The sequence below is a fragment of the Paenibacillus chibensis genome, assembly GCF_004001045.1.
GTDB classification, from domain to species: Bacteria; Bacillota; Bacilli; order Paenibacillales; family Paenibacillaceae; genus Paenibacillus_AQ; species Paenibacillus_AQ chibensis.
Map to the genome: position 1 here is coordinate 13,604 of NZ_BIMK01000003.1, position 24,345 is coordinate 37,948.

24 protein-coding genes are annotated in these 24,345 nt (G+C 51.3%); 9 read left to right on the forward strand and 15 right to left on the reverse strand.

What is annotated here, in order from left to right; translation table 11 throughout:
• The first annotated feature begins 64 nt into the window (after positions 1 to 64).
• Positions 65 to 787 (forward strand): molybdopterin converting factor subunit 1, encoded by a 723-nt coding sequence (gene moaD / locus PCH05_RS02490; RefSeq protein ID WP_127600835.1) that lies wholly within the window; start codon positions 65 to 67, stop codon positions 785 to 787.
• A 93-nt stretch (positions 788 to 880) separates the two neighbouring features.
• Positions 881 to 1,930 carry an HD-GYP domain-containing protein gene (locus tag PCH05_RS02495; RefSeq protein ID WP_127600335.1) on the forward strand — a complete coding sequence of 350 codons (1,050 nt, stop codon included), beginning with the start codon at positions 881 to 883 and terminating at the stop codon, positions 1,928 to 1,930.
• 94 nt (positions 1,931 to 2,024) lie between these two features.
• On the opposite strand, the gene sufB is transcribed toward PCH05_RS02495, so the two are convergent.
• The 8 genes from sufB to PCH05_RS02535 all read right to left on the reverse strand — a co-directional run bounded on the left by sufB (position 2,025) and on the right by PCH05_RS02535 (position 9,102).
• Positions 2,025 to 3,422, reverse strand: coding sequence for a Fe-S cluster assembly protein SufB (gene sufB / locus PCH05_RS02500; RefSeq protein ID WP_127600337.1), 1,398 nt, complete (start codon positions 3,420 to 3,422; stop codon positions 2,025 to 2,027).
• 17 nt (positions 3,423 to 3,439) lie between these two features.
• Complete coding sequence (gene sufU, locus PCH05_RS02505; RefSeq protein ID WP_127600339.1) at positions 3,440 to 3,874, reverse strand: Fe-S cluster assembly sulfur transfer protein SufU; 435 nt, start codon at positions 3,872 to 3,874, stop codon at positions 3,440 to 3,442.
• Complete coding sequence (locus tag PCH05_RS02510) at positions 3,874 to 5,085, reverse strand: cysteine desulfurase (RefSeq protein WP_127600341.1); 1,212 nt, start codon at positions 5,083 to 5,085, stop codon at positions 3,874 to 3,876. The genes sufU and PCH05_RS02510 overlap by 1 nt, the downstream gene beginning before the upstream one ends.
• Complete coding sequence (gene sufD, locus PCH05_RS02515) at positions 5,082 to 6,383, reverse strand: Fe-S cluster assembly protein SufD (protein WP_127600343.1); 1,302 nt, start codon at positions 6,381 to 6,383, stop codon at positions 5,082 to 5,084. Before sufD ends, PCH05_RS02510 begins: the two co-directional genes overlap by 4 nt.
• A 24-nt stretch (positions 6,384 to 6,407) precedes the next feature.
• Entirely contained in the window at positions 6,408 to 7,190 is a 783-nt protein-coding gene (gene sufC, locus PCH05_RS02520; RefSeq protein ID WP_127600345.1) for a Fe-S cluster assembly ATPase SufC, read from the reverse strand.
• Between the two features lie 138 nt (positions 7,191 to 7,328).
• Positions 7,329 to 7,613: a hypothetical protein gene (locus PCH05_RS02525; RefSeq protein WP_127600347.1), complete on the reverse strand. Its 285-nt coding sequence runs from the start codon at positions 7,611 to 7,613 to the stop codon at positions 7,329 to 7,331.
• A gap of 285 nt (positions 7,614 to 7,898) precedes the next feature.
• A complete protein-coding gene (locus PCH05_RS02530) occupies positions 7,899 to 8,360 on the reverse strand; it encodes a Dps family protein (protein WP_127600349.1) in 462 nt (153 codons plus the stop codon).
• Between the two features lie 439 nt (positions 8,361 to 8,799).
• Positions 8,800 to 9,102, reverse strand: coding sequence for a YunC family protein (locus PCH05_RS02535; RefSeq protein WP_127600351.1), 303 nt, complete (start codon positions 9,100 to 9,102; stop codon positions 8,800 to 8,802).
• Between the two features lie 213 nt (positions 9,103 to 9,315).
• Between PCH05_RS02535 and PCH05_RS02540 the strand changes: the two genes are divergently transcribed.
• The gene (locus PCH05_RS02540; protein WP_127600353.1) at positions 9,316 to 9,852 is read left to right on the forward strand and encodes a YolD-like family protein; all 537 of its coding nucleotides are present in this window, start codon (positions 9,316 to 9,318) and stop codon (positions 9,850 to 9,852) included.
• 53 nt (positions 9,853 to 9,905) lie between these two features.
• On the opposite strand, the gene PCH05_RS02545 is transcribed toward PCH05_RS02540, so the two are convergent.
• Entirely contained in the window at positions 9,906 to 10,286 is a 381-nt protein-coding gene (locus PCH05_RS02545; RefSeq protein ID WP_127600355.1) for a DUF423 domain-containing protein, read from the reverse strand.
• A gap of 192 nt (positions 10,287 to 10,478) precedes the next feature.
• Here PCH05_RS02545 and PCH05_RS02550 point away from each other — a divergent pair, with 192 nt between their 5' ends.
• From PCH05_RS02550 to PCH05_RS02560, 3 genes are all read left to right on the forward strand, one after another.
• Entirely contained in the window at positions 10,479 to 10,862 is a 384-nt protein-coding gene (locus PCH05_RS02550) for a hypothetical protein (RefSeq protein WP_127600357.1), read from the forward strand.
• 3 nt (positions 10,863 to 10,865) lie between these two features.
• Entirely contained in the window at positions 10,866 to 11,717 is an 852-nt protein-coding gene (locus PCH05_RS02555) for a DegV family protein (RefSeq protein WP_127600359.1), read from the forward strand.
• 305 nt (positions 11,718 to 12,022) lie between these two features.
• Complete coding sequence (locus tag PCH05_RS02560; protein ID WP_127600361.1) at positions 12,023 to 12,874, forward strand: DegV family protein; 852 nt, start codon at positions 12,023 to 12,025, stop codon at positions 12,872 to 12,874.
• A gap of 104 nt (positions 12,875 to 12,978) precedes the next feature.
• Here PCH05_RS02560 and PCH05_RS02565 read toward each other — a convergent pair whose 3' ends face one another.
• The 5 genes from PCH05_RS02565 to PCH05_RS02585 form a co-directional block, all read right to left on the reverse strand.
• A complete protein-coding gene (locus tag PCH05_RS02565) occupies positions 12,979 to 14,136 on the reverse strand; it encodes a phosphodiester glycosidase family protein (protein WP_127600364.1) in 1,158 nt (385 codons plus the stop codon).
• A gap of 118 nt (positions 14,137 to 14,254) precedes the next feature.
• A complete protein-coding gene (locus PCH05_RS02570; RefSeq protein WP_246049331.1) occupies positions 14,255 to 14,779 on the reverse strand; it encodes an undecaprenyl-diphosphatase in 525 nt (174 codons plus the stop codon).
• A 235-nt stretch (positions 14,780 to 15,014) separates the two neighbouring features.
• Positions 15,015 to 16,160, reverse strand: coding sequence for a family 10 glycosylhydrolase (locus PCH05_RS02575; RefSeq protein WP_127600368.1), 1,146 nt, complete (start codon positions 16,158 to 16,160; stop codon positions 15,015 to 15,017).
• A gap of 109 nt (positions 16,161 to 16,269) precedes the next feature.
• On the reverse strand, positions 16,270 to 18,048 hold the full coding sequence (locus PCH05_RS02580) for a sensor histidine kinase (RefSeq protein ID WP_127600370.1): 1,779 nt from the start codon (positions 18,046 to 18,048) through the stop codon (positions 16,270 to 16,272).
• Positions 18,049 to 18,070: 22 nt separating this feature from the next.
• Entirely contained in the window at positions 18,071 to 19,654 is a 1,584-nt protein-coding gene (locus PCH05_RS02585) for a response regulator (protein WP_127600372.1), read from the reverse strand.
• A 202-nt stretch (positions 19,655 to 19,856) separates the two neighbouring features.
• On the opposite strand from PCH05_RS02585, the gene PCH05_RS02590 reads away from it, so the two are divergent.
• The 3 genes from PCH05_RS02590 (at position 19,857) to PCH05_RS02600 (ending at position 23,470) form a co-directional block, all read left to right on the forward strand.
• Entirely contained in the window at positions 19,857 to 20,807 is a 951-nt protein-coding gene (locus PCH05_RS02590; RefSeq protein ID WP_246049332.1) for an ABC transporter permease, read from the forward strand.
• Positions 20,808 to 20,856: 49 nt separating this feature from the next.
• Positions 20,857 to 21,750 (forward strand): carbohydrate ABC transporter permease, encoded by an 894-nt coding sequence (locus PCH05_RS02595; protein WP_127600374.1) that lies wholly within the window; start codon positions 20,857 to 20,859, stop codon positions 21,748 to 21,750.
• Positions 21,751 to 21,823: 73 nt separating this feature from the next.
• Complete coding sequence (locus tag PCH05_RS02600; protein ID WP_127600376.1) at positions 21,824 to 23,470, forward strand: extracellular solute-binding protein; 1,647 nt, start codon at positions 21,824 to 21,826, stop codon at positions 23,468 to 23,470.
• 73 nt (positions 23,471 to 23,543) lie between these two features.
• Here the strand turns inward: PCH05_RS02600 and pdaA are convergent, their stop codons facing one another.
• The gene (pdaA, locus tag PCH05_RS02605; protein ID WP_127600378.1) at positions 23,544 to 24,317 is read right to left on the reverse strand and encodes a delta-lactam-biosynthetic de-N-acetylase; all 774 of its coding nucleotides are present in this window, start codon (positions 24,315 to 24,317) and stop codon (positions 23,544 to 23,546) included.
• Positions 24,318 to 24,345: the final 28 nt, after the last annotated feature.

A 24,345-nucleotide genomic window follows, 5' to 3' on the forward strand; every position in this document is an offset into this window, starting at 1 on the left:
ATAACATTTTCAAGGCGGATATGGTATATTGAAGACACTAACATCCTTGTTCGAGGTGAAAAATATGCTTCTTCGCATTCAATTATTCGCAGGTCTTGCAGAAAGACTGCAAACATCCTTTCTTACCTATTCCGTGCAAACATCCGAAATTACCGCCGATGCGTTGAAACTAGAGCTGTCCAAGTCCTATCCGGAGGCTGCTTCGCAGATCTCCGTTTCTTTTGTTGCCGTCAATCAGGAATATGCTCCGGGGGACTACCTTATTACGGAAGGCTCGGAAATCGCCCTCATTCCACCCGTCTCCGGCGGGGATGGACAAGCCCCGGTTCATGCCGAGTCACAGGACGGCCGCTACTGCATCACGGACCAACCGCTATCGGTGGACGAAGTAACCCGCAAAGTGCTTCATCCGGATCATGGCGCGGTCCTGTCCTTTGTCGGCACCACACGGGAAATGACAGGCGAGCAGCGTACCGTCCATCTTGAATATGAAGCCTACATCCCCATGGCACTCTCCCAGCTGGAGTCGATCGGAAAGGATATTGCCTCCCGCTGGCCGGGAACCCTGTGTGCCATTTCCCACCGCATAGGCAAAGTCGACATCATGGAAACCAGTGTCATCATCGCCGTGTCAACAGGACACCGGGATAACTGCTACGAAGCAAGCCGCTATGCAATAGAAAAATTGAAGCAGTCGGTCCCGATTTGGAAAAAGGAAATCTGGGAAGACGGTTCGGAATGGAAGGGCCATCAAAAAGGCCCGTGGGACCCCACCGCAAGTTTGTAAGTTCGGTAATATCAGCATTGTCAATCCATTTTTTTCTTGATATGATAGTTGATAACAGATGTCGAATTTTGAAGAAATGGAGTGACGGATTGCTTGAAAGTGCATGTCACAGACTTAAAACCAGGCGACAGACTGATGGAGGATACCTTCAATGAGTACGGCCTTCACGTGTTGCAAAAGGGCACAGAGCTGAATGAGGAAGAAATCAGAAAGCTGATGCAGCATGGCGTGAACTATGCGGACATTGACCCTGCTGTCCATCAGCCTGTGATCCCTATGATCCATCCGCAGCAGCATGAGCTCCTATTAAAAACCAAGCCCTTCATTGAGCAAGCGGTAGACGGATTCGAAAGCATGTACTTGGAAGCGTTAGCAACCGGACGCTTTAATGAAAACGTGGTAGACGACATCATGGAGCCTCTGGTCGACCAGTTGAAAGAGCATAAGGATGTTGTGTCTCTCATGCTCTGCTTTGACCAGAATGACGATTATACATACAACCACTCGATGCAGGTAGGCATCTTATCCTACTATATCGCCTCCTGGCTGGGATTCTCCAGAGAGGAAGCTTACGAAGCGGGCAGAGCCGGTTATCTGCACGACATCGGCAAATGCCAAATTCCGGGCAGCCTGCTGAACAAGCCAGGCAAGCTTACGCCTGAAGAATTTGAAATTATGAAGCAGCATACGACATACGGCTATGAAATCATTCGCAGCTCCACCGTTGATACGATCCCGGCACTGGTTGCGCTGCAGCATCATGAACGTGATGACGGAAGCGGATATCCCCATGCGATCGATAAAAAGGAGATCCATCCTTTCTCGCGGATTACCGCCGTGGCGGACGTATTCAGCGCCATGAGCATGAATCGCGTGTACCAGTCCAAGCAGGAGCTGCTAACGGTCATGCGGGAGCTGCACAGCATGAGCTTCGGTAAACTGAGTGCGAACGCTACCCAGGCCTTTATCCGCCATATGCTTCCCAATTTCATTGGCAAGCATGTCATTCTCACAACCGGAGAAACAGGTACTATCGTGATGACCAACCCGGCCGACTTCTTCCGGCCGCTCGTCAATACCGGGGACCGCTTTATCGACCTCTCCTCTGAACGTGATATCGGCATTGATCAAATCTTTTTATAAAAGCAAAAAAGGTGCCCGAGCGACTCTGAAGTCGCTGCGGGCACCTTTTCTATATTGTATTCGCAAAAGGCAACCGGTATCTGGCTTAGCCAGATTAGCCGATCGAGCCCTCCATCTCGAACTTGATCAAGCGGTTCATTTCTACCGCATATTCCATCGGCAGTTCCTTCGTGAACGGCTCGATGAAGCCCATAACGATCATCTGCGTCGCTTCCGCTTCCGTCAGACCGCGGCTCATGAGGTAGAACAACTGATCCTCAGACACCTTCGAAACCGTTGCTTCGTGTTCCAGAACGATGTTGTCGGTTTTGATCTCGTTGTACGGGATCGTATCCGAAGTGGACTCGTTATCCAGAATCAGCGTATCGCATTTAATGTTGGATTTGGCTCCGTCCGCGTTGCGACCGAAGGAAGCCAGACCGCGGTACGTTACTTTGCCGCCATGTTTACTGATCGATTTCGATACGATCGTGGACGTCGTATCCGGAGCCAAGTGGATCATTTTCGCACCGGCGTCCTGATGCTGGCCTTTGCCGGCAACCGCGATCGACAATACCATGCCTTTCGCGCCGCGTCCTTTCAGAAGGACCGCAGGATATTTCATCGTCAGTTTCGAGCCGATGTTGCCGTCAACCCATTCCATGGTTGCATTTTCTTCGGCAACGGCACGCTTGGTCACGAGGTTGTAAATGTTAGGTGCCCAGTTTTGGATCGTCGTGTAACGAACGCGGGCATCCTTTTTACAGATGATCTCTACGACCGCGCTGTGCAGCGAGTTCGTGCTGTAGATCGGAGCCGTACAGCCTTCAACATAGTGAACAAAGCTGCCTTCGTCAGCTATGATGAGCGTACGTTCGAATTGTCCCATGTTCTCGGAATTGATCCGGAAATAGGCCTGCAGCGGGATTTCGCATTTAACGCCTTTCGGAACGTAGATAAAGCTTCCTCCGGACCATACCGCGCTGTTCAGAGCCGCAAATTTGTTATCGGATGGCGGAACCACCGTCGCAAAATGCTCTCTCAAAATTTCAGGATGCTCTCTGAGCGCCGTATCGGTATCCATGAAGATAACGCCTTGGTCTTCGAGGTCCTTTTGCATATTGTGGTATACGACTTCGGATTCGTACTGGGCGGATACGCCAGCGAGGAACTTCTGTTCCGCTTCTGGAATACCCAGCTTGTCGAAGGTTTCCTTGATTTCGGAAGGAACCTCTTCCCAGGTCTTGCCTTGCTTTTCGGAAGGTCTTACATAGTACTGGATATCGTTAAAATCCAGCTCGTCGAGGTCGCCGCCCCATTTAGGCATCGGCATTTTCTCGAACTGCTCAAGGGATTTCAGACGAAACTCCAGCATCCATTCCGGTTCGTTTTTGATTTTGGAAATCTCGGTCACAATTTCACGGGTCAAACCTTTGCCTGTTTGAAATACCGCTTTATGTTCGTCACGGAACCCGTATTTGTACTCTTCTATTTCAGGGGCCTTTTTAGCCATGGGTTCGAACCTCCCTATCATTTATGATTATGCTGATCCTCGTCAATGCCTTTCCGCAGCGCATTCCACGCTAGCGTGGCGCATTTGATGCGGGCAGGAAACTTGTTAACTCCGGACAAAGCTTCAATATCCTCGTAATCGTCGAATTGGACGTCTTCCCCTTGCATGAGCGAGGAGAATCGGGTTGCCAGCTCCTTGGCCTCTTCAACCGATTTGCCTTTGACGGCTTCGGTCATCATCGAGGCGGAAGACATGCTGATGGAGCAGCCTTCGCCCGTATACTTGGCATCCTGAACGATTCCATCTTCCACTTTAAGCTGCAGTGAAATCTTGTCGCCGCAGGTCGGATTATTGAGATCTACCGTAACGGTTCCGTCTTCGAATTTACCCCGGTTGCGCGGATTTTTGTAATGATCCATAATCACGCGCCGGTACAAGTCATCAAGTTGCATTAGCCAAAATACTCCTTTGTCTGGATTAATGCGCTGATCAGACGGTCCACATCTTCTTTCGTATTATACAGATAAAAGCTTGCACGGGCCGTTGAACTGGCTTCCAGCCAGCGCATCAGCGGCTGGCAGCAGTGATGTCCCGCACGGATGGCAATACCGCTGGCATCCAGAACCGTCGCCACGTCATGCGGATGAACATCCCCCAGATTAAACGTCACCAGGCCGACTTTCCGCTCGCGCGGACCGTACAGCTTGAGTCCTTCAATCTCGGTCAAACGGTTGACCGCGTATGCAGCCAGCTCATGTTCATGTGCCTCTATGGCGTCCATGCCGATGCTCTCGAGGAAATCGATGGCTGCTCCGAGTCCGACGGCTCCGGCAATAATCGGAGTGCCGCCTTCGAATTTCCAAGGAAGCTCCTTCCATGTGGAGTCATACAGACCGACGTCATCGATCATTTCGCCACCGAATTCCACGGGTTCCATGGATTCGAGCAGCTCCTTCTTGCCATACAGCGCGCCGATACCGGTTGGACCGCACATTTTATGGCCGGAAAGCGCGTAGAAATCACAATCCAGATCCTGTACATCCACCTTCATATGCGGCGTGCTTTGCGCTCCGTCAACAACCATGATGGCACCGTGCTTGTGTGCGAGCGCCGCGATTTCCTTCACCGGATTGATGACGCCCATCACGTTCGAAACGTAAGCCATAGCCACAATTTTGGTTTTGTCCGTTACGACCTTCTCGACCTCGGACAACGTTACCGAACCGTCTTCTTGTAGTTTAACATATTTGAGCACGGCACCGGTTGCTTTTGCCACCTGCTGCCATGGAATAAGATTGCTGTGATGCTCCATCGGCGTCAGGACGATTTCATCGCCTTCGCCGAGAACCGAGCGCGCGTATGACGAAGCGACCATATTCAAGGACGTCGTCGTACCGCGGGTAAAAATGATTTCCTTCGTGCTTTTGGCGTGAATGAACTTCGCCACCTTTTCGCGTGCGCCTTCATAAGCATCGGTAGCACGGCTGCCGAGCGTATGCACTCCACGGTGCACGTTCGCATTATCATATTCATAATAATGCCGCAGCGCTTCAATCACGGCCAGCGGCTTCTGGGAAGTCGCTGCACTGTCAAGATAAACCAGCGGATGGCCGTTAATCTCCTGCTTCAGAATCGGGAACTGCTCGCGAATGGCGTTGTTCATTGTCCCAACTTCCCTTCAATGACAGCCTGCAGTTGCTTTTGAAGGCTCTCAAGCGGAATTTGGGAAACGACAGGAGCCAGGAAGCCGTAGATGATCAGGGACTCGGCAACCTCGCGGGAAATACCGCGGGACATCAGGTAGTAGATTTGCTCCTGATTGACTTGACCTACGGATGCCGCGTGCCCTGCTTTCACATCATCCTCGTCGATGAGCAGAATCGGGTTCGCGTCGCCACGGGCTTTAGGGCTCAGCATGAGCACTTTTTCCGTTTGTTGACCGTCGGATTTCGTCGCGCCATGCTCGATCTTCGTGATGCCGTTGATGATCGCCTGAGCTTCTTCGCGCATGACGGCGCGGGTGATCATTTGGCTTTCGGAAGATTTGCCGAAATGGTTGGCGCGCGTTGTATAGTTCAGCTTCTGGGAACCGGAACCGACCGCGATGATCTTCGAATCGGACGTCGAACCGTTTCCTTTCAGAACCGAATGCGTGTCGCTCATCGTGTCGCCGTTGTTCATTTCGCCGACGATCCATTCCATGGATGCGTCATTGTCAACGATCGCGCGGCGGTAGCTCAGATCCGTTACGTTCGTACCCATTTGGTGAATGGTAGCGTAACGCACCTTCGCGCCGGATTTGGCAAAAATCTCAACTGCACCGTTATGGGTAACAGCCTTCGAGCCCTCGGATACGTAGTTGTCTACATAGGTTACCGAGCTGTTCGTGTCGGCGATGATGAGTACATGCGGCGCAAACGTCGCTTCCTCATTATCCGTCAGCAGCACGGCCTGCAGCGGCGACGATACCTCCACGTTCTTCGGTACATAGAGGAAAACGCCACCGTTCCAAAGTGCCGCATGCAGTGCGGATACGGAATGCTCATCCGCGGTTACGGCGGTGTGCAGGTGAGCTTTCACGAGGTCTCCATGTTCTTTGATTGCTGTTTGCAGATCCGTGAAAATAACGCCCTGTGCCGCCAGCTCAGACGACAGCTTGGTGTATACCACACCGGAGTTGCGCTGGATAATCAGGCTTCCGGACTCCTGATCTTTGACCAGCTCTTGAATGGAAGCAGGCGCTTCGGCCAGGGAAGCAATGCTTCCGCTCTCCTTGCTGCTTCCGTAGTTTTGAATATCCCAGCGCTCAATGCGCATTTTTTCGAGTTTTGGCAGTTCCAGCGTTGCCGCCAGCTCCAATGCCTTGAGGCGATTTTCCGTAAGCCAGGTTGGTTCTTGTCTTTGCTCCGACAATTGACGCAAGCCTTCAGCGTTAACCGGAAGAATGGTTTGTGTTGTCATTTGGGTGTTCCTCCTTCCGTTTTTTTACGCTTCTTGACCTACAGTCTCGTCTTCAATGCCAAGCTCTTCCTTAACCCAATCGTAACCTTCGGCTTCCAGTCGCTCAGCCAGCTCAGGACCGCCGGACTTCACGATACGGCCTTGCATCATGACATGGACGAAGTCCGGTTTAACGTAGTTCAGCAGGCGTTGGTAGTGGGTAATGATCAGGAAACCGCGATCGTCGCTGCGCATAGCGTTTACGCCGCTTGCTACGATTTTCAGGGCATCGATGTCGAGACCGGAGTCGATTTCGTCCAATACGACGATGCTAGGCTCGATCATCATCATCTGCAGAATTTCGTTACGCTTCTTCTCACCGCCGGAGAAGCCTTCGTTCAAATAACGATGCGCAAATTCAGGGTTCATGTCGAGCTCTTTCATTTTTGCTTCCAATTGGCGGATAAAACGGATCAAGGAAATTTCCTGACCTTCTTCGCGGCGGGCGTTGATGGCACTACGCAAAAAGTCGGAATTCGTTACGCCTGTGATTTCGCTTGGATACTGCATAGCCAGGAACAGGCCCGCACGAGCGCGCTCGTCAACAGCCATGTCCAATACGTCTTCTCCGTTCAGCGTTACGCTGCCGTCCGTTACTTCATATTTGGGATGGCCCATAAGCGCCGATGCAAGGGTACTTTTACCGGTTCCGTTAGGTCCCATGATGGCGTGAATTTCTCCGCCTTTCATCTCCAGGTTAATGCCTTTGAGAATTTCTTTGCCTTCAATTTCCGCTTTGAGTCCTTCGATCTTAAAGTGAGTAGCCATATACGTTATTCCCTCCGTTAAATGTTTTACCGAAATCAGAAAGTCTATTTAAACAGGGATGACCTACCCTGATTTCAAGCAATCATAATTATCAATTTAAAATAAATCTAAATTGATTCTCAGTGATTATCACTAATTTTATAATAAACTCAGGTTCATATCAACCGCCCGGCCCTGAAAGGTTGAAATAATTACAGAAAGCAGGCTCAGCTTACGAAAAGCCAAGCCTGCTTCTATATTTGCGTACTTATATTCCCATAACTGCCCATACTTGCTGAAACGGCACCATTCTGGGGATATTTGCGCAGCATCCGGCACCGGCATTTCTCTGCTCGTCACCGGATGGCTAATCATATCCCAGCGTGCTGATGGCTGCTGAAGCAGCCATTTAAAGGAAGAATCCCGTGATGATTTATGCAGCAATCATGGGAATGGATCCTTCATAACCGGCGAAGGCGCTCGGCATAAGGAATGAAACCCGAGTCATAGACTCCATATTCCTTTTATGTATCGGAATAATGATGAGGAATGGATCCTTTTTCCTGCTACCGTACATGATGCCGATTCTTGCCTCTGTCTTCTTTTCTTGAGAAGCACCGGTGTCAAATCAAGCCTCAAGGAAGGCGCCAAAAGGGTGCTCCGGTGAATTTTTTCGTCCGGGCACCCCAGTGGGGATCCTTTTCAGCTGTCCGGTAAGGATGCAGGTTCTTATCCGAGATAAGAGCGCAGCATCCACATATGTTTTTCTAGATCGTTTTTAATTTTGATGAACAAGTCGCCTGTCGGATGATCTCCGGCTTCTTCCGCCAGATGGATACCCTCGTGCATTTCCTCGGAGACGGTGGCGAAGTCCTCGATCAGCGTTTGCACCATTTTGCGTGCATCCTCTTTGCCGGAGGCCTCTTGCACCGTTGCAAGCTCCAGGTATTCCTTCATCGTAGCCGCAGGGCTGCCTTTAATGGTCAGCAGGCGCTCAGCTACCTCGTCCATTTTCAGCGTGATGTCATTGTAGAGCTCTTCAAATTTTACGTGCAGCGTAAAGAAATGCTCTCCTTTGACATACCAGTGGAAATTATGGATTTTCACATACAAAACGTTCAGGTTTGCAACCTGTTGGTTCAATATTTGTTCGAGTGTTGCAGTTTTGGATTTGGATGTTGTTTTGGCCATGTTTAATCCCTTCCTTTTCGGTAATAGTTAAAGTACGGCCTGCCGCTGTTTCGTTGGCCGCTCTGTAATATGTGCTGTTTAAATCGCTTCATTCGGCGGCGATTCACCGCCTCAGGGGCTCTGTTTATATTTTACCCTGCATGCACTGGCGCGAAACAAAAACACGATTTTATCCGGCACCCGAATTCCATCCAATCTGCACAGCCCTGCCGCTGAAATAATAACTGCTGTCCTCCGGCTACCCGTGCTAACGGATTTTATTTTAGTATTCCATCATCCAGCCCATAACGTCTGTGATAAAATTATCATGATCCAACAGCCTTTACCTTATGCGATGAATAATTTGCAGCAGCAAAAAAACCGGCCCGCAAAGGGTCCGGTTTTTGTTTTTTGTTCTAAAGCAGGTTCAAACATGGGTTTTCAGGCATATAGAACCCGGCTACAGCATCATTAGAAGCGCTTCATGTCCGGCCATACCCGGACTGATGCCAAGGGCGGCCGCTTCCGAGGTAACAGATTCGAGCGGCGCTTCAAGAAGCTCCTTCAGCGTTTTGACTCCAACCGCCCTGCCTGCAATAATTTTGCGATCGCCCAGGCGTTCATTCAAAAGTCCTACATCGAGTGCCCCGCACATGATATATCCGCGTGCGGTGCTGATCGTCAGCAAGGTCGTTTTTGGCAGCTTAACCTCTACGCCGACCAGAGTGTGTTCTCCTATTGAAATGGGCTCCATCGTCACCATGGGCTCTCACCTCCCTCTTTGGATAAAGTGATCAACATATGTGTATGCTCAGGATTATCACGATGTGTATCTAATGGAGGATAAAACCTGATTTCCGTCTAGGAAGAAAGGTATGCCTCACTCCGACATTAGGACTACCCAGTCTTACGTGTTCATGATATGATTTAAACAGTTCAAGACTTATTTTTGCACTTGGTATAGGCTGGGGGATTTATGGAAAACAAACAATGCATTGAAGATTCAGGATATTTGTTTAATGTGGATATTCTGATCAAAAGCCGCTCGAACGCGCTAGCTTTGCAGGCTATGATTGAACTGCTGAACAACAGTGACAACATCGCAGATTTTCGGATCAAATCCGGAATGGAACTCGGACATCTGATCGAGTCCATGCTTCAAGACAAACGGAAATCACTACTTAACAAATCGGGTGCTGCAGCGGCAACGCCTTTGCCTGACAACCGCACCAAACCGAAGGCAAAGACCGAGCCACCGGCCAAAAAACCCAGCTCCCCCGCTGATCACAAGATAAACGGCTCAGAATACAGCTCTCAACTGCATGAATGGATTATGGAATGCATTCAAGACAACAGGCTGATCCGGCTGACCGCGAACCGCGGCGGACAACCGTCCAGCATGCCCTGCCGCATTTTGAACTTTGACGAGGCCAATCAGCTGCTGAACGTGTATCATGTAGATGAAAAGCAGGTATATGCATTTAAGCTTAATGAAATCATTGAGGTCGTCTAACTTACATTAAAGCCCTTGCCGTCCATATCGGACAGACAAGGGCTTTTTTACGTTTATTTTTTCTTGTTCGAAACCGCCTCGGCCATGAGGCAGATCCAGCCGATGATGAAAGCGACGCCGCCAAACGGGGTAATAATGCCCAAAGGCTTGATTCCCGTAATCGCGATCAGGTACAAGCTTCCCGAGAACAGGATGATGCCGATAAACAAAAGCCATCCCGCCCAGGCCAGCTTGCGCGATTCCCCCCAGAAACCGGCTGCGACCGCAATGAGTATAATTCCGAGTGCATGCACCATATGGTACTGGACTCCGGTTTCATATACTTTCATTGCAGACTCGCCGACTATAGGCTCAAGCAAATGGGCTCCAAAGGCACCGATGACTACCGAAAGCATCGCCATCAGCGCGCCGATAAACATGAATTTACGCTGCAAAACTCTCCAACTCCTTGTCCGATGAAATGATAAGCAATCTGTCATTCATATTACCCTATACAGTATATCATTTTCCACCGTGAACGCTCTGTGAACGCTTTATGAAGCGCTAAACCCGGCTTGATTTTTGGCTCATTATATGGAAGAGTAATAACCATACATATTTTATTTTGGTAAGGAGAGACATGAACCATGGAATCACAGCAGCCTCCCCAGCACCCGCCGCAGTTGAAACGACACTCCGGTCCCGGGATTGCTTCATTTATTATCAGTCTTATATCGATGCTGGCTTATATCGTAAGCGTAGGTGCCATGGGAGCTATTTTTTCATCGAGCCTGAACGGAGAAGGCCTATCCTGGTCTGACAGCTCCACGACGGGCGTGACGGTCATCACGATTATTCTGATCGGACTGTTCGCAGCGAATCTAATTGGCATTGTTTTGGGTATTGTCGGTCTCGTTCTCCGCAACCGCAAAAAAATCTTCGCCATTCTGGGACTGTCTTTGAATACAATCATCATTTTAAGTTTTGGCCTGATGTTTGTCATTCTGATGCTTCGGGCCGGAAGGGGATAAATCATGTCACAAGTTAAAATTTTTGCCGACAGCACCTGCGATCTGCCACGGGAGTGGCTGCAAAAATACGATATCGGCTTGATTCCCTTATATGTAACGTTCGGAGATCAGACTTTCAAGGATGGGGTGGACATCACGACCCAGCAGCTTTACGCGAAGGTGAGCGAGACAGGCAGCCTGCCCAAAACGGCTGCGCCTTCACCGGCGGACTTCATTCAGGCTTTCTCCCCATCTATAGAAGAAGGTCGGGAGATCGTTTATATCAGCCTCTCGTCGGAGCTTTCCTCCACGTATCAAAATGCCGTCATTGCAGCGGATGAGTTCCCGGAGGGGAAAGTCACGGTCATCGATTCGCTGAACCTGTCCACAGGCATCGGACTCCAGGTCATGAAAGCGGTCAAAGCCGCCGAGCAGGGCAAGACGCCTGGTGAGATCGCTGAGATCATTGCGAGGGTCAAGCCTCGCGTCGAAACGGAATTCGTAATCGATTCCCTTGACTATCTGTATAAAGGCGGCCGCTGCTCCGGCATGCAGAACCTCGTCGGCAGCCTTCTTAAAATCCGGCCGGTCATCAAAGTGATCGACGGCAAAATGACCCCGGCGTACAAGGTCCGCGGCAAGCGGGAGAAGGCTCTGGAGCAAATGCTGAGCAACGCTCTGGAGCAGCGGGATCACATGGACAATGATTTGATCTTTGTGACCCATTCCCTGGCGGAAGAGGACGCGCTGGAGCTGAAACGCATTCTTGAAGAAAAGACCGATGCACGCGAGGTTGCCGTATCCGATGCCGGCTGCGTCATCTCCTCCCACTGCGGAGCGAAAACAATCGGTATATTGTACGTGAAAAAGGAGTAGCATTCCTGTCCATAAGCCCCAATGACATCAGCCCGTTAGAAGCCATCCTCCAGTATCCTGTGAGAAGGCTTCCTGCGGGCTGTTTGACATGCTCCCTCGCAAGCTCCAACGTCTGTCGGACAGGGACGGACGCTTTTGGGGATCCGCTGAACGATCCCCGCAGGCAAGATCTGTTGAATCATTGGCAGCAGGCAGCATTCCCCTCGTTCTTACCCGCTTGTCAGAACGTCAAATATCCATTAAAGTTATATCCAATCAGAATTTCTGATACCGTTGAAAGAAGCATATTTTTAAGGGAGATGTTCATGCCAAATCTTAAAATTTTTACGGACAGCACCAGCGACCTGCCGAAAGTGTGGGTGGAACAGCATGATATCGGGATCATTCCGCTATATGTCGTATTTGGGGACGAGGAGTTGCGCGACGGGGTCGATATTACACCGGCCGAGCTGTACGAGCGGGTAGCCCGGAACGGGAACCTGCCGAAGACCGCCGCCCCCTCCCCTGCGGATTTCATGTCTGCATTCGAACCATACGTCAATCAGGGGGATGCGATCCTGTACATCAGCCTCTCCTCCGAGCTTTCCGCCACCTATCAGAATGCGCTCATTGCTGCGGCCGAATATCCGGATGCCTCCATTCGCGTCGTCGATTCCCGTAACCTCTCCAGCGCCATAGGCCTGCTTGTGATGAAGGCCGTGCATGCCGCCGCGGAAGGCAAGAGCCTCGATGAAATCGTTCGGATGCTCGAAGCGGTGCGCCCGGAGATCGAAACCGAGTTCGTGATCGATACCCTCGAATACCTCTATAAAGGCGGCCGCTGTTCCGGCGTTCAAAACCTGCTCGGAAGTCTTCTGAATATCCGTCCGGTCATCAAGGTCATCGACGGCAAGATGACGCCTGCGTATAAGGTCAGAGGCAAAAAAGAAAAGGCCATGAATCAAATGCTCCAGAATGCTTTGGAGAAAAACGACCGGATGGACAATGATCTCATCCTCGTCGTCCATTCCTTCGCCGAGGAAGAAGCCCGATATCTCCAGCGGGTGCTTCAGGAAAAGACCCGGGCCCGCGAAGTAGCGATATCTACCGCCGGCTGCGTCATTTCCAGTCACTGCGGTCCGAAGACGATCGGAATTATGTACAGCAAAAAGGTGTAACGCGATTATCGCTGCAATTCATTCCGTCATACTGAGGTCTCTATATGGAGCTCATCATATATGCAACAAAAACAAGGACAGCCCTTAGGGCTGTCCTTGCTGCTTTATTTCTTCTTACCCGGATCGATGTCCTTCGGATTCAGACCAGCCCAAATGTTCGGAATGTTCACGTCCTCAGGATGCTCAAAAACGAGAAATGCCGTCGGCAGATAACGCTCGCCATACTCGGAGGAAGGCTTATTCACGATTTCATTATCCTTGACCAGCACGGTCGACGATCCTCCATCCAGATTGGCAGCGATCACCGCGCCATGCTTCAGCATGATTTGCTGCACATCATACAGGTTCGCACCGATGCTGTACGTCGGCTGCCGGCCGTCAATCACCACAAAAATGATCGCGCCGTCCGCCCGTTGTCCCATCGCCGTACGCGGGGCGATGCCCCAGCCCTCTTTGGCATTCTTGATCAGGCCTTTGCCATTGACGATGATACGCGGCTGAAACGTAACGGCTTCCTGAACGCCCATGTTGCTAAGTTCCTTCAGTGAATAGTTACCGGCGATCATTTTACCGGTCTTGTCGATGCCAACCACCTGCGTGGAGGAAGCGCCGGCCAAGCCGTTATAATACAGCTTGCCTTGGGAAATGACGATGCCGATCGGCTTAAAGCCGTTCCCCTTCCAGTTCGGATCGGCAAAACCGCCGGCGTTGACGCCGGCGATAGCCCCCGTCCGCTTGACCATACTGGAGACTTTCTCGCCCTTGCCCCGCGCCTGCGGAACACCTAAGCGGATTTTGGTCGGATCATTAACAGTCATGACATAACCATGGTAGCCCGTGCCCGAAATCTCTTCCACTTCCACTAGCGGCTTCTTCTCGTTCTCTTGGCCGGCCGACGTCTGCTGCGGAGCCGGAAGGTGAATCTGATGATTATCCTTTTCCACTCCCATGGACTCAAATCGGTTGTTGTAATCTGCCACCCTCTTGTCGAGCTCAGCCTGACCAATGATGTATTTCGCAAGATAACGGTGCTGCGTCGTAATCAGCGTGTCCGCCACCAGGAAACGGTATTCATTGCCCCACGGCGTCAGGAAAAACCAGCCCGCCCCCAGCATCACCAGGATCAGCAAGGTCCAGAACACGCGCGACATAAACCGAATGAAGCCTGATTTACGTTTTTTGCGCTTTTTCTTATATTTGACGGCTTGATTTTGTTGTTGCTGCCTTACCGTGGATCTTTTTGGCAGTGAAGCTTGGTCCATCGTCCGTTTCCCCCATGTCTGTCAAAATCCTAGCGTGAATTGCTTTCGTAGAATAGACGTTTTACAGGAATTAAATGTTTCAAATTTCCAGATAAAAAGACAAATCAAGCGATTCAACTTAGGATTTTCGCCAAATGCGGAACTCTACGCTCTCATACAAATTGATGGCGCCGGAGAGACATTTGCGCGGCCATGCCACCTTCGTGAACAGTTGATAGACCATCACGGAAGCCAATATCCCCAAGATTGCCCCGCTCAGAAAGTCGCCGGGATAATGAACGCCGTTCCAGATTCGTGAAAAAGCGATCAGTGCCGCAAGCAGCATCCAGCAGATCCCGTCCTTTTTGCGGAAGAGGAAAATCGAGAATGCGATCACGAAGGAACCGATCGAGTGGCCACTCGGAAACGAAGCGTTGGCTGCATGCTCAATCATCTGGTGCACTTGGTGGGTCACAAACGGGCGATCCCTGTAGAACAGATGACTGAGAATGGTTCCAATTCCAAAGGCGAGACAGGCGGAGGCCAGAGCCAGCGCAACCATCTTCCGGTTCTCCCTCTTCCGGGTAAACCAATACACAATAACGGCAAGATAAAACAAATATTCGGCATCCTCGGACAAGAAGCGCATCACCGCATCGATCAACGGATGATTGCCCGCTGCGTTATTAATCCAGCTGAATACCGAGTAATCCCAAGATGTAAAAGATATGACGATCTACTCCTTCCCTGCTGTACTTGCTCTTCGATGTCTAAGTTTATAGCAAATGCTCCGGGTACGATGTCCAGTATAATAGATTTGTGCATCCGCGTTCAAATGCTGCTCTGCTCTCGCCGCAAAAAAGCCCGCCCCATAAGGGCGGACCTCATTATCAATTCTTCTACCAGCTGGCGCGGTCATTGATTTTTTTCATTTCGTTGTCCGTCCACTTGCCATAGAGGAAAAACGACAGATTCGATATGTCAGGGAAGTTGGTCCGGATGCCCTGCTGCACGTTATGATACTGCGCATTCGTCCAATCGGTATCCAGCGCGGCAATGATTTCGGTATTACCGATTTTTTGGCGCGTCTGGCTGAGAATGCCGTTCTGATCATAAACCCAGGTCTGCGGGAACTCCCAATCGTCGAAGTAGGCCATCGGTGAGATAAAATTCATGTACGGCATGAATTTGGCGATATCCTGTCCACATTCCACAAACTCGGGCGGCAGAATGTAAGCCCCGAAGAAGAGCCCCGGTGTGACGCTTTCAAGATCGCTTCTGACATCACGCACGTACTCTCCAAGTTTCGTCGTTCTCCACTCATTCCATTGCTTACGCTTGGCATTGTCCGTGTTGAAGTTGATGGTAATGGGATCATAGCCATAGGTGTTTTTATACTGCGTCCGGGTGTAATCCCCCATATCCATGTTGTAATCGTCAAAACGGATCCAGTCCAGGACTACGCCATCGATATCGTAGTTCGCCGCAACCTCTTTAATAATCGAACGTTCGTAAGCCTGCACACCCGGGTGGAGCGGGTTGACGAAATATTCGCTGCCATTTGAACCTGTAAACGGCTTGACCTGGCCATTCACCAGGGAGCGCATCTGCCAGTCACTGTTCTTGTCAAAAGCGGCACGGTCGTGGAACTGCGGGATCCATGCGCGCACCTGAATGTTCTTTTTATGCGCTTCTGCAATGACATCTTTGACGGCATCAAAGCTGCTGTAGCCCGAGGCGATCGGCGCGATGCTGCTCTTATAAAATACATAACCCGAAGGAACCTCGTCGTCCTCATCCTGCTTCACGGCCAGATTGATGACCGATATGCTGCGCTTGGACGCATTGCTCACAAAGCTGACCACATCGTTGTGATTTTTAAAGTTGGCGACTGTCCGCACGATGATTTCGGACACGAAGGGACCGCTTTGCGCCGATGTCGTCTGTGCGGGCACGGACAGCATCAAGCTCATCAGCAGGGCTGGGAGAGCCAGCAGGAGAGCGCGTTTGCTTTTCCTATTACTTTTGCTTTTACTTTTACTCATCGATTCATCCGCCTTTCGAAATTGGGAATATGCTTCGGCAAGCCGGGGCTCTCACGCCCCATGTATCCTCCTCCTTCACGGCCGCGTTCGCAGGCTTATCGAAAGCCCGTCATCCCTGTAAACGGCCGGTTGTTGCATCCGCGGAATCTGTATGATGAAAATAAGGGATGATCAATTGAACGGTGGTTCCGATCCCGAGCCTGCTGAACAGCTTGACGCCATAGGCATCACCAAACTGCAGCTTGATGCGTTGATCGACATTGCGAATACCGTACCCTACTTTGATGCCGCTCGGAGAAAATATTTGCCGGATCGTTTCGGCAGTCATGCCAATGCCGTCATCGATGACTTTGAAAGCAATCCCGCGCTCCAGCGCCTCGGCCGTAATCCGGATATGGATCGAATCCCCGTAAAAGGCGTGTTCCAGAATGTTCTCCACGAAAGGCTGGAGGATCAGCTTGACGGTATCGAACCCCAGCACGTTATCGTCAATGTCGATATTGAACGTAAGCCTGTCCTCGTATTTGATCTTCTGGATCTCAATATAGGTCTGTACCTGCTGGAGCTCCTTCTCGACCGGAATCATCATTCTGCCTTCGTTCAGCGTCAACCGGTAAAATTTCGCGAGCCCGCTGACCATGGAACGGATTTTACCGATCTCGCCGAACTGCGCCAGCCGGTTGATCGACGAGAACGAATTGTACAGAAAATGCGGATTGATCTGGGCTTGCAGGATTTCGAGCTCGGCTTCTTTTTTTTGAAGATTGGACAGATACACTTCCTGAATCAGACGATTCATGTTCTCGCCCATATCATTGAGCGCAAGCGCGATCTGATTGAATTCGTCCTGGCCGCCGTACCGCAGCCTTTTATGTAAATCTCCCTCCTGAAAGGAACGGAGAACGGACACGATTTTTACGACACGCCTGGAAAAATACCTGGAAAGCAGCCAGCCTGCCGCGGAAAAAAGGGCAATCATGACAAGGCAGACGATGATCGTGACGCTTTTGACCTTCTGAATGTCCTGCTCCATCACCCGGTTTGGAATATTAGCGGCCAATGTCCAGTTCAGTCCATCGATCGGCACCTTGATTTGCAGGTAGTCCTTGCTTTCCATCACCGGTATCTGATCCGGCCGCATGCTTTTGTCCGCCGAGGAAACATAGATCATGTCATTCTGTTCGTTCTCGATGTACAAGGTGCTTCCGTTCCGGAATTTGTCTTCGTTCACACTCTCCAACATGTCAGCGATCTTGACGGTAATCCGCACGAATCCGAAGGGCTTGGGGGCAGTGGGCTCATACGTGTCCATCAATCTGCGGAGAAGCGATATGTTGCCGAAGGTTCCGTCCTCCTCAATCTGCCGCCATTCCATCGTCAAGCCGTACTGCTCCCTTGGAAAGTCTTGAAACCAGGGCTTGTTCACAATCCGTTTCTGGTGGAACAGCTCGTAAAATCTGCCCTTGCTGAGCGGATCCGTGCCTTCGTAGGAGTAATACACCTCCGGGATGGTGTCATTCTGGATATAAACCGACAGCGCGATATTCCGGTTCGTTGCGTGAATTGTGTTCTGCAGCGTCGGCATCAGGTAGCTTTGCAGCGTTTCGAAGCTGTACCAGCCGTCATCATACCGCCTGAGCGAGTCCGCAAGCGTCCGGTCATAATACAGCAAATCCGTCAGCCGCTGGATGTCCTCCACCTTGTAATGAATATTGTCCTGAATCTGCTGCAGCGTGCCGCGAATGTTCGCCTTTGTTTGTTTGCGGATGGATTCCACGGAGGTGTTATAAGCAAACATGCCCACGAAAGCGACGGGGACGATCAACAGCGCGATATAAGAGATCATCAGCTTGTAGCCAAATGACAGAAACCGTTTCTTCCGCTTCATGGAAATTCCCGCTCTCCTTCGGTCAGCACTGCTTGCGGTAGTCGCCTGGCGTCATGCCGTATTTGTCTTTGAACTGCCTGCTGAAATAGGTCAGGTTTTTGTAGCCCACTTGTCCGGCAACCTCGAATATTTTATACGCGGGATCCCGGAGCAGCCTGCATGCCTTCTCCATCCTCCGTTCTACCACGTAATCGCTGAAATTGACGCCGGTCCCCTGCTTGAACAGGACCCCAAGATGGTTCGGGGAAAAGGAAAATAAATTGCTCACGTCCCTGAGCGCAATATTTTGATCCAGATGCTCCTCCACATATGCGCATACCGATTCAAGCAGCTTATTGTTCTTTTTCTGCTTCTTCAAATGCAGCATTTCGGAAATCTCGAATACCCTGCGGCGCAGCCAGGACTGGATATCATCCATCGTTTCGAATTTGAACAGGATATCGAGATTCTCCATCCGCATGCCGAGCATCTGGAACAGATTCTCGTGCAAGCCCGCCAGATAGGCATCCAGCCGGGAAATAATCTGAATGGCGAAATTATAAACCGTGGATCTGGATTTCATCCGGCGGATCAGGGTGAAGACGTTCTCCAGCTCGTCATGAAGCTGGACCAGCCTGTAATTCGCCATTTCGGCAAACAGAGCGTCCAGCCGCATCTCCAGGCTTTGCACCTCTTCCACACCGCCGGATTCCAGCTCGGCATAGCGGATAAGCCGGCTCTTGCCGGCCAGCATTTTATAATCCAAAGCTTGCTTTGCTTGTTGATGGGCATTCTGCGCGGATTCCAGGGAAGCCCCCTCCTCGCTCAAGCCGATGGTGATCGTGACGGGAAACCGCAATTCTACCTCCTGTATCAAGCTCCCCAGGATCGCTTCGTGCGCTACCATCGGTTCCCCTTGCAATATGATGGCAAACTGGCGGCTCGTCAGCCTGCACAGCGATTGGATTCCGTACGCTTCACAGTGGTCCGCTACCATCTGCTGCAGCCGGCCAACGATTTGCCTGGCTTCGGTTTCGCTGTATGCATTCAGCTTCCAGGCGACATCGTCAATTTCGATCACGGCGGCTAGATGCGGAGCTGAAGGGATCAATCCGCACTGCTCCAGCAGAATACCGTCACGATAGATGCCCTCATCCCCCGAATGCCCTTCCAGCCAATCGACCAGCCTGTCATTTTTCAGCATCGGGAGCGTTTTGTAGTAATCCGATTCAAGCCTGGACTGCTGCGCCTCATGATCCAGCTGTCGCTTCACCTTATGCAGGACCTCGATCATTTCCTCATCCTGGACCGGCTTCAGCACATAGCTTTGAGCGCTGAGCTCCATCGCCTGCTTCGCATAGTGGAAATCCTCGTATCCGCTCACGAAAATGATTTTCAGCTGCGGGAGCAGCTGCAGCGCTTCGCGGGACAGCTCCAAACCGGACATGATCGGCATCCGTATATCCGTGATCAGAATATCAACCCTATGCTGCCGGATGTAATCCAGCGCGGCGAAGCCGCTGCTCACGACCGACGCCACATTCATCCCGAGCCCGTCCCATGGAATGAAGCGCTCCATTCCTCTGAGATCCAGCACCTCGTCATCTGCCAGCAATACGTTATACATGCATGCTCTTCCTCCCGGACATCCGCAAGTTGAAATCTCGCATTTCTGATGATCCCATCATATAACATTTCAATTTTCTCGTGTTGAAAAGGAAACAACATCATTGCAGAAGTCTATAAATCGTTGTTCAAGTCAGTGTTTTTGCCGGAACGCCTCCTTTACCATAAATTTCAGCAGAGTAAACCGCAAAGGACGTGTTCACATGAAAAAAAGCATCTCATCTGCCCCGCTTGCCGGAAACCGCCATTCCTTCTGGGTTCGGTTCGCCAAGCAGCTGGACCTCCAGCTGATGGTCATTCCCGCCATGATACTCATCCTGATGTTCTCGTACCTGCCGATGTACGGCGTGCTGATGGCATTTCAGGATTACGACATTTTCAAGGGATTCCTGCACAGCCCCTGGGTGGGCTTAAAGCATTTCCGGACCTTCTTCGAAGCCCCCGAATTCTGGACCGTTATGCGCAACACATTCGTCATCAGCGTTCTCAGGCTTCTCATCGGATTTCCGGCACCGATCCTGCTTGCGCTCATATTGAACGAGGTCATCCACCTGCGCTTCAAGCGGATCATCCAAACCGTGAGCTACCTGCCGCACTTCCTGTCCTGGGTCATCGTCTCCGGCTTCGTGGCCTCCATGCTTGCAACAGACAACGGCAGCTTGAACATGCTGCTGCAGAAGCTGCATCTGATCGGTGAGCCGGTCAACTTCCTGTCCATCCCCGGTTATTTCTGGGCGATCTTGATCGGGACGGGTGTCTGGAAGGAGATCGGGTTTTCCGCCATCGTCTATCTGGCCGCCATTGCCGGGATCAATCCCGAGATTTACGAAGCAGCGTCCATGGACGGCGCTAACCGGCTGAAAAAAATGTGGTACATCACCTTGCCCGGCATCTCCGGCGTCATCACGATATTCATGATTCTTGCGGTTGGCGACATCCTGAGCGCAGGCTTTGAGGATATACTGCTTCTTGCCAAAAATCCCGTGCTGCAGGACGTATCCGATGTCATTGATACCTACGTATACCGCGTCGGCATCCGCAATTCCCTGTTCTCCTATGCCGCTGCGGTCGGCCTGTTCAAATCCGGGATTAGCGTCATTCTTCTGACAGCTGCCAATATGATGGCCCGCAAGCTGGGAAGAAGCTTATGGTAGCACTCCGCCCAAACCGCAATTACATTACGGAAACGCAGGTGATCACGATATGAAAAACAGCTTCGCCGACCGTCTTTTTCTAAGCCTGATTTATGCTTTGCTCATCCTGATGGCTTTTGTCATGCTGTACCCGTTCTGGAATTCCATCGTCATTTCCTTTAATGCGGGATCGGATACGACCCTTGGAGGCATTACCTTTTGGCCAAGACAGTTCACGCTGGAAAACTACAGTGTGGTTTTTCAGGATAAACGGTTAATGACAGGCTTTCTCATCTCTGTATTGCGCACAGTGATCGGTACCGTTCTCTCCATCGTTTGTACGGCCGTTTTCGCCTACGGCATGTCCAAAAAACAGCTCATGGGCCGGAAATGGTACATGATCCTCTGCATCGTGACGATGTATTTCAGCGGCGGGCTCATTCCTTCTTTTCTGATAAACCGTGAGCTCGGCCTGATGGACAGCTTCTGGGTCATGATCGTGCCGAACATCATCAGCGTCTGGAACATGATCATTTTCCGCACGTTTTTTCTGGAGCTCCCGGAGGGACTCGAGGAATCCGCCAAAATCGACGGCTGCGGCCATTGGGGCACCTTTTTCAAAATTGTCGTTCCGATTTCGGGACCGGTCATTGCGACTCTTTCCTTGTTTTCCGCTGTATGGCATTGGAACGACTGGTTTACAGCCAGCATTTACATCACGTCCGAGCATTTCCTGCCGATTCAAACGCTTCTCCAGCAAATCCTGAGCTCCAACATTATGTCCGAGCAGATGATGCAGACGAACGCGGCTGCACGCAGCCATATGTCGCAGCTGCAAAGCGTCACGACCAAATCGCTTACCATGTCCACGATGCTGGTGGCGACCATTCCGATCCTGCTCGTCTATCCGTTTTTGCAAAAATATTTTACCAAGGGCGTCATGATCGGTTCCATTAAGGAATGAGGCCGGATATGATCGATGTAAAAGCCTTTTCAGGCTTGTACATATAAAAGAACAATCTGATGGGGGTATGAAGATGTCAGCCACAAAAAAGTCAATGATGCTGCTCGTCTGTTTGCTCGGTTTGAGCATGATGCTGGCAGCCTGCGGCGGAAGCGGCGGCGGGGATGCAACGAAGCCTGAAACGAAGGATACGGCCGGGACGGACCCGTCTAAGCCGTTCGTGCTGGGCGAAACGCCGCTCACCTTTTCCTTTTACGGAAATTACGACTGGTATACCATGAATCCTTGGGGTCAGGATCCGGCAACCCGATGGATACAAGATAACAAAAAAGTCACCGTACAGGCGATCCAGTCCGGCGGTGCGGCGCTGCAGAAATTCAACACGATGATCGCTTCCGGCCAACTGCCCGATGTCATCTGGGGAGATCGCGGAACGGATGTGGAGAAGCTGAGAAAAGCCGGCAAGCTCGTCGCGCTGGACCCTTATCTCGAAAAATACCCGAATCTCAAAAAATGGGCCGGCGAAAAAACGCTCAACATGCTCCGCTCCGAGGACGGCAAGCTGTACCAGTTCCCGAACTGGTACACGAAAAAACCGATGGGTAACGGCGGTTATGCCGTGAACAATAAAATTTACAAAGAGCTCGGTTCGCCGAAGCTCGAAACCTTCGATGACCTGTACGCCTATCTCAAGCTCGTCAAAGAAAAATATCCGGACATCGTACCGTTCGAGGTTGGCCTGCTGGGACAGGGCATCGACTTCCTCTATGCCGGCATGGCCGAGAACCGCAATGTCGGTCAGGTATCCCTGCGCGCCGTTCCGGACGGAAACGAGCTGAAATCCCTTTTCAGCGATCCGGTGTACCGGGAATCCATGGTGTTCGCCAACAAGCTGTTCCGGGAAAAGCTTATTACCCAGGACGCCATCACGCAAACCCGTGACCAGGTGAAAGAAAAGGTGAATAACGGACGCGTCGCGATCTATGGCGATTTCGATACCACCGTTCTGGGCACGGAAGCCAACAGCATGCTTCGGGCTAAGGATCCTGAAGGCGGATATACCATGATTTGGCCTTTGCACAAAGCCGGCGTCGACCCGAAGAAAGTCTGGGTCAACGAATTCGACTCCCTTGGCTGGAACGTCAGCGTCATCACGACGTCTGCGAAAAATCCGGAAGGCATATTCGCTTACCTGGACTGGCTGACGGGAGAAGAAGGCGAGCGCATTATTTTCTGGGGACCTGAAGGCATGTACTGGCAGGGCACCAATGATAAAGGAGCGCCTATCTATACGGATACTTATAAAAACGAAGTCGAAGAGCGCTCCAAGCTGATGGCCATTTGGGATACGTTCCAGTGGGCAGGCAATACCGCCTTCATTGACGGCTCCAAAGCCGAAAATGAAATGGAGCTGCCTGAGGACAAACGCGACTGGGCCACGGTTTCCCAAACGAACGTTGCCTGGAAGACCTCCTTCGACGCGACGGAATTCGGCAATATCCAGCCGCTGCCGGATTCCGATGAGGGTATGATTCTGCAGCGCGTATCCGATATTGCCGACAAGGTTCGGGCGAAAGCCTTGTTCGCCAAGGATGAGCAGGAAGTCATCGCCCTTCTGGACAAGGCCGAGCAGGATGCCCAAAAAGCGGGCTATGACAAGCTGCTCCAATTCGAAACTGCCAAATGGCAGGAAAATTTGAAAAAAATCCACGGCAGCTAAACCGGCCACCATGCGAAAAAAGGCATCTCCTTGACGGAGATGCCTTTTTCATGATGCCGCGGCGTTCGCGGTTTCAGTAGGTTTTCACTTGTAAAGCATCCAGACTCTTGAACTCATAGCCCTGCTGCCTTGCCCCATCGATGATGCGTCCAAGCGCTTCCGTATTGTCCCTGGAGATCGAATGCAGAAGAATGACCGCTCCCGGGTGCAGCTGCGCCATCACCTGTCTATACGCATAATCGGCTCCCCGCTGGTCGTTGACGTCCCAATCCTTGTATGCGATCGACCAGAATACGCTCGTATAACCTTCGGCGCGGCTGACGGCGAGAGAACGATCGTTGAATATGCCCCGCGGCGGCCGCACGAAGCTCATGACCTGCTGCCTCGTCGTTCCCAATACGGCCTCCTTCACCCTGGACAGCTCTTTCTTCAGCTCCTCATTAGAGATCTGCGTCATATCGGGATGAGACCAGGAATGGTTGCCGACGAGATGCCCCTCCGTCACCATCCGCGTCACAAGCTCGGGCTTGTCCTTTACGTAATGGCCCGTAAGAAAGAAAATGGCGGGTACCTTCTTTTCTTTCAGCACATCGAGTATTTTTGGCGTGAACCCGTTCTCATAACCGTTATCAAACGTCAGATACAGCTCCTTGCGGGTCGTATCTCCCAAAAATATCGCATCATTTTTCTGCAGAACGTTTTTAAAGCCTTCCTCGTTAATGGATGGAAGCTGACCGTTCTTGCTTTTCTTGAAGCCGAAATGGTAAGGACCGTCCGCAGATGCCACCTGCTGGTAACCGCAGCACAGGAGCAGTACCGCAGTCAATGCGATCACAAAGCGCTTCATGTGGATATCACCCCTCCATCTGAATTCA

What these genes read in the sequence shown, in the direction of transcription:
- sufC (WP_127600345.1), bottom strand. Translation starts at nt 7,190, where the DNA reads ATGGCTACTCACTTTAAGATCGAAGGACTCAAAGCGGAAATTGAAGGC.
- PCH05_RS02535 (WP_127600351.1), bottom strand. Translation starts at nt 9,102, where the DNA reads ATGGTGACGATGGAGCCCATTTCAATAGGAGAACACACTCTGGTCGGC.
- PCH05_RS02540 (WP_127600353.1), top strand. Translation starts at nt 9,316, where the DNA reads ATGGAAAACAAACAATGCATTGAAGATTCAGGATATTTGTTTAATGTG.
- sufB (WP_127600337.1), bottom strand. Translation starts at nt 3,422, where the DNA reads ATGGCTAAAAAGGCCCCTGAAATAGAAGAGTACAAATACGGGTTCCGT.
- PCH05_RS02530 (WP_127600349.1), bottom strand. Translation starts at nt 8,360, where the DNA reads ATGGCCAAAACAACATCCAAATCCAAAACTGCAACACTCGAACAAATA.
- pdaA (WP_127600378.1), bottom strand. Translation starts at nt 24,317, where the DNA reads ATGAAGCGCTTTGTGATCGCATTGACTGCGGTACTGCTCCTGTGCTGC.
- PCH05_RS02565 (WP_127600364.1), bottom strand. Translation starts at nt 14,136, where the DNA reads ATGGACCAAGCTTCACTGCCAAAAAGATCCACGGTAAGGCAGCAACAA.
- PCH05_RS02600 (WP_127600376.1), top strand. Translation starts at nt 21,824, where the DNA reads ATGTCAGCCACAAAAAAGTCAATGATGCTGCTCGTCTGTTTGCTCGGT.
- PCH05_RS02585 (WP_127600372.1), bottom strand. Translation starts at nt 19,654, where the DNA reads ATGTATAACGTATTGCTGGCAGATGACGAGGTGCTGGATCTCAGAGGA.
- sufD (WP_127600343.1), bottom strand. Translation starts at nt 6,383, where the DNA reads ATGACAACACAAACCATTCTTCCGGTTAACGCTGAAGGCTTGCGTCAA.
- PCH05_RS02595 (WP_127600374.1), top strand. Translation starts at nt 20,857, where the DNA reads ATGAAAAACAGCTTCGCCGACCGTCTTTTTCTAAGCCTGATTTATGCT.
- PCH05_RS02590 (WP_246049332.1), top strand. Translation starts at nt 19,857, where the DNA reads ATGAAAAAAAGCATCTCATCTGCCCCGCTTGCCGGAAACCGCCATTCC.
- PCH05_RS02560 (WP_127600361.1), top strand. Translation starts at nt 12,023, where the DNA reads ATGCCAAATCTTAAAATTTTTACGGACAGCACCAGCGACCTGCCGAAA.
- PCH05_RS02555 (WP_127600359.1), top strand. Translation starts at nt 10,866, where the DNA reads ATGTCACAAGTTAAAATTTTTGCCGACAGCACCTGCGATCTGCCACGG.
- moaD (WP_127600835.1), top strand. Translation starts at nt 65, where the DNA reads ATGCTTCTTCGCATTCAATTATTCGCAGGTCTTGCAGAAAGACTGCAA.
- PCH05_RS02575 (WP_127600368.1), bottom strand. Translation starts at nt 16,160, where the DNA reads ATGAGTAAAAGTAAAAGCAAAAGTAATAGGAAAAGCAAACGCGCTCTC.
- PCH05_RS02550 (WP_127600357.1), top strand. Translation starts at nt 10,479, where the DNA reads ATGGAATCACAGCAGCCTCCCCAGCACCCGCCGCAGTTGAAACGACAC.
- PCH05_RS02510 (WP_127600341.1), bottom strand. Translation starts at nt 5,085, where the DNA reads ATGAACAACGCCATTCGCGAGCAGTTCCCGATTCTGAAGCAGGAGATT.
- PCH05_RS02580 (WP_127600370.1), bottom strand. Translation starts at nt 18,048, where the DNA reads ATGAAGCGGAAGAAACGGTTTCTGTCATTTGGCTACAAGCTGATGATC.
- sufU (WP_127600339.1), bottom strand. Translation starts at nt 3,874, where the DNA reads ATGCAACTTGATGACTTGTACCGGCGCGTGATTATGGATCATTACAAA.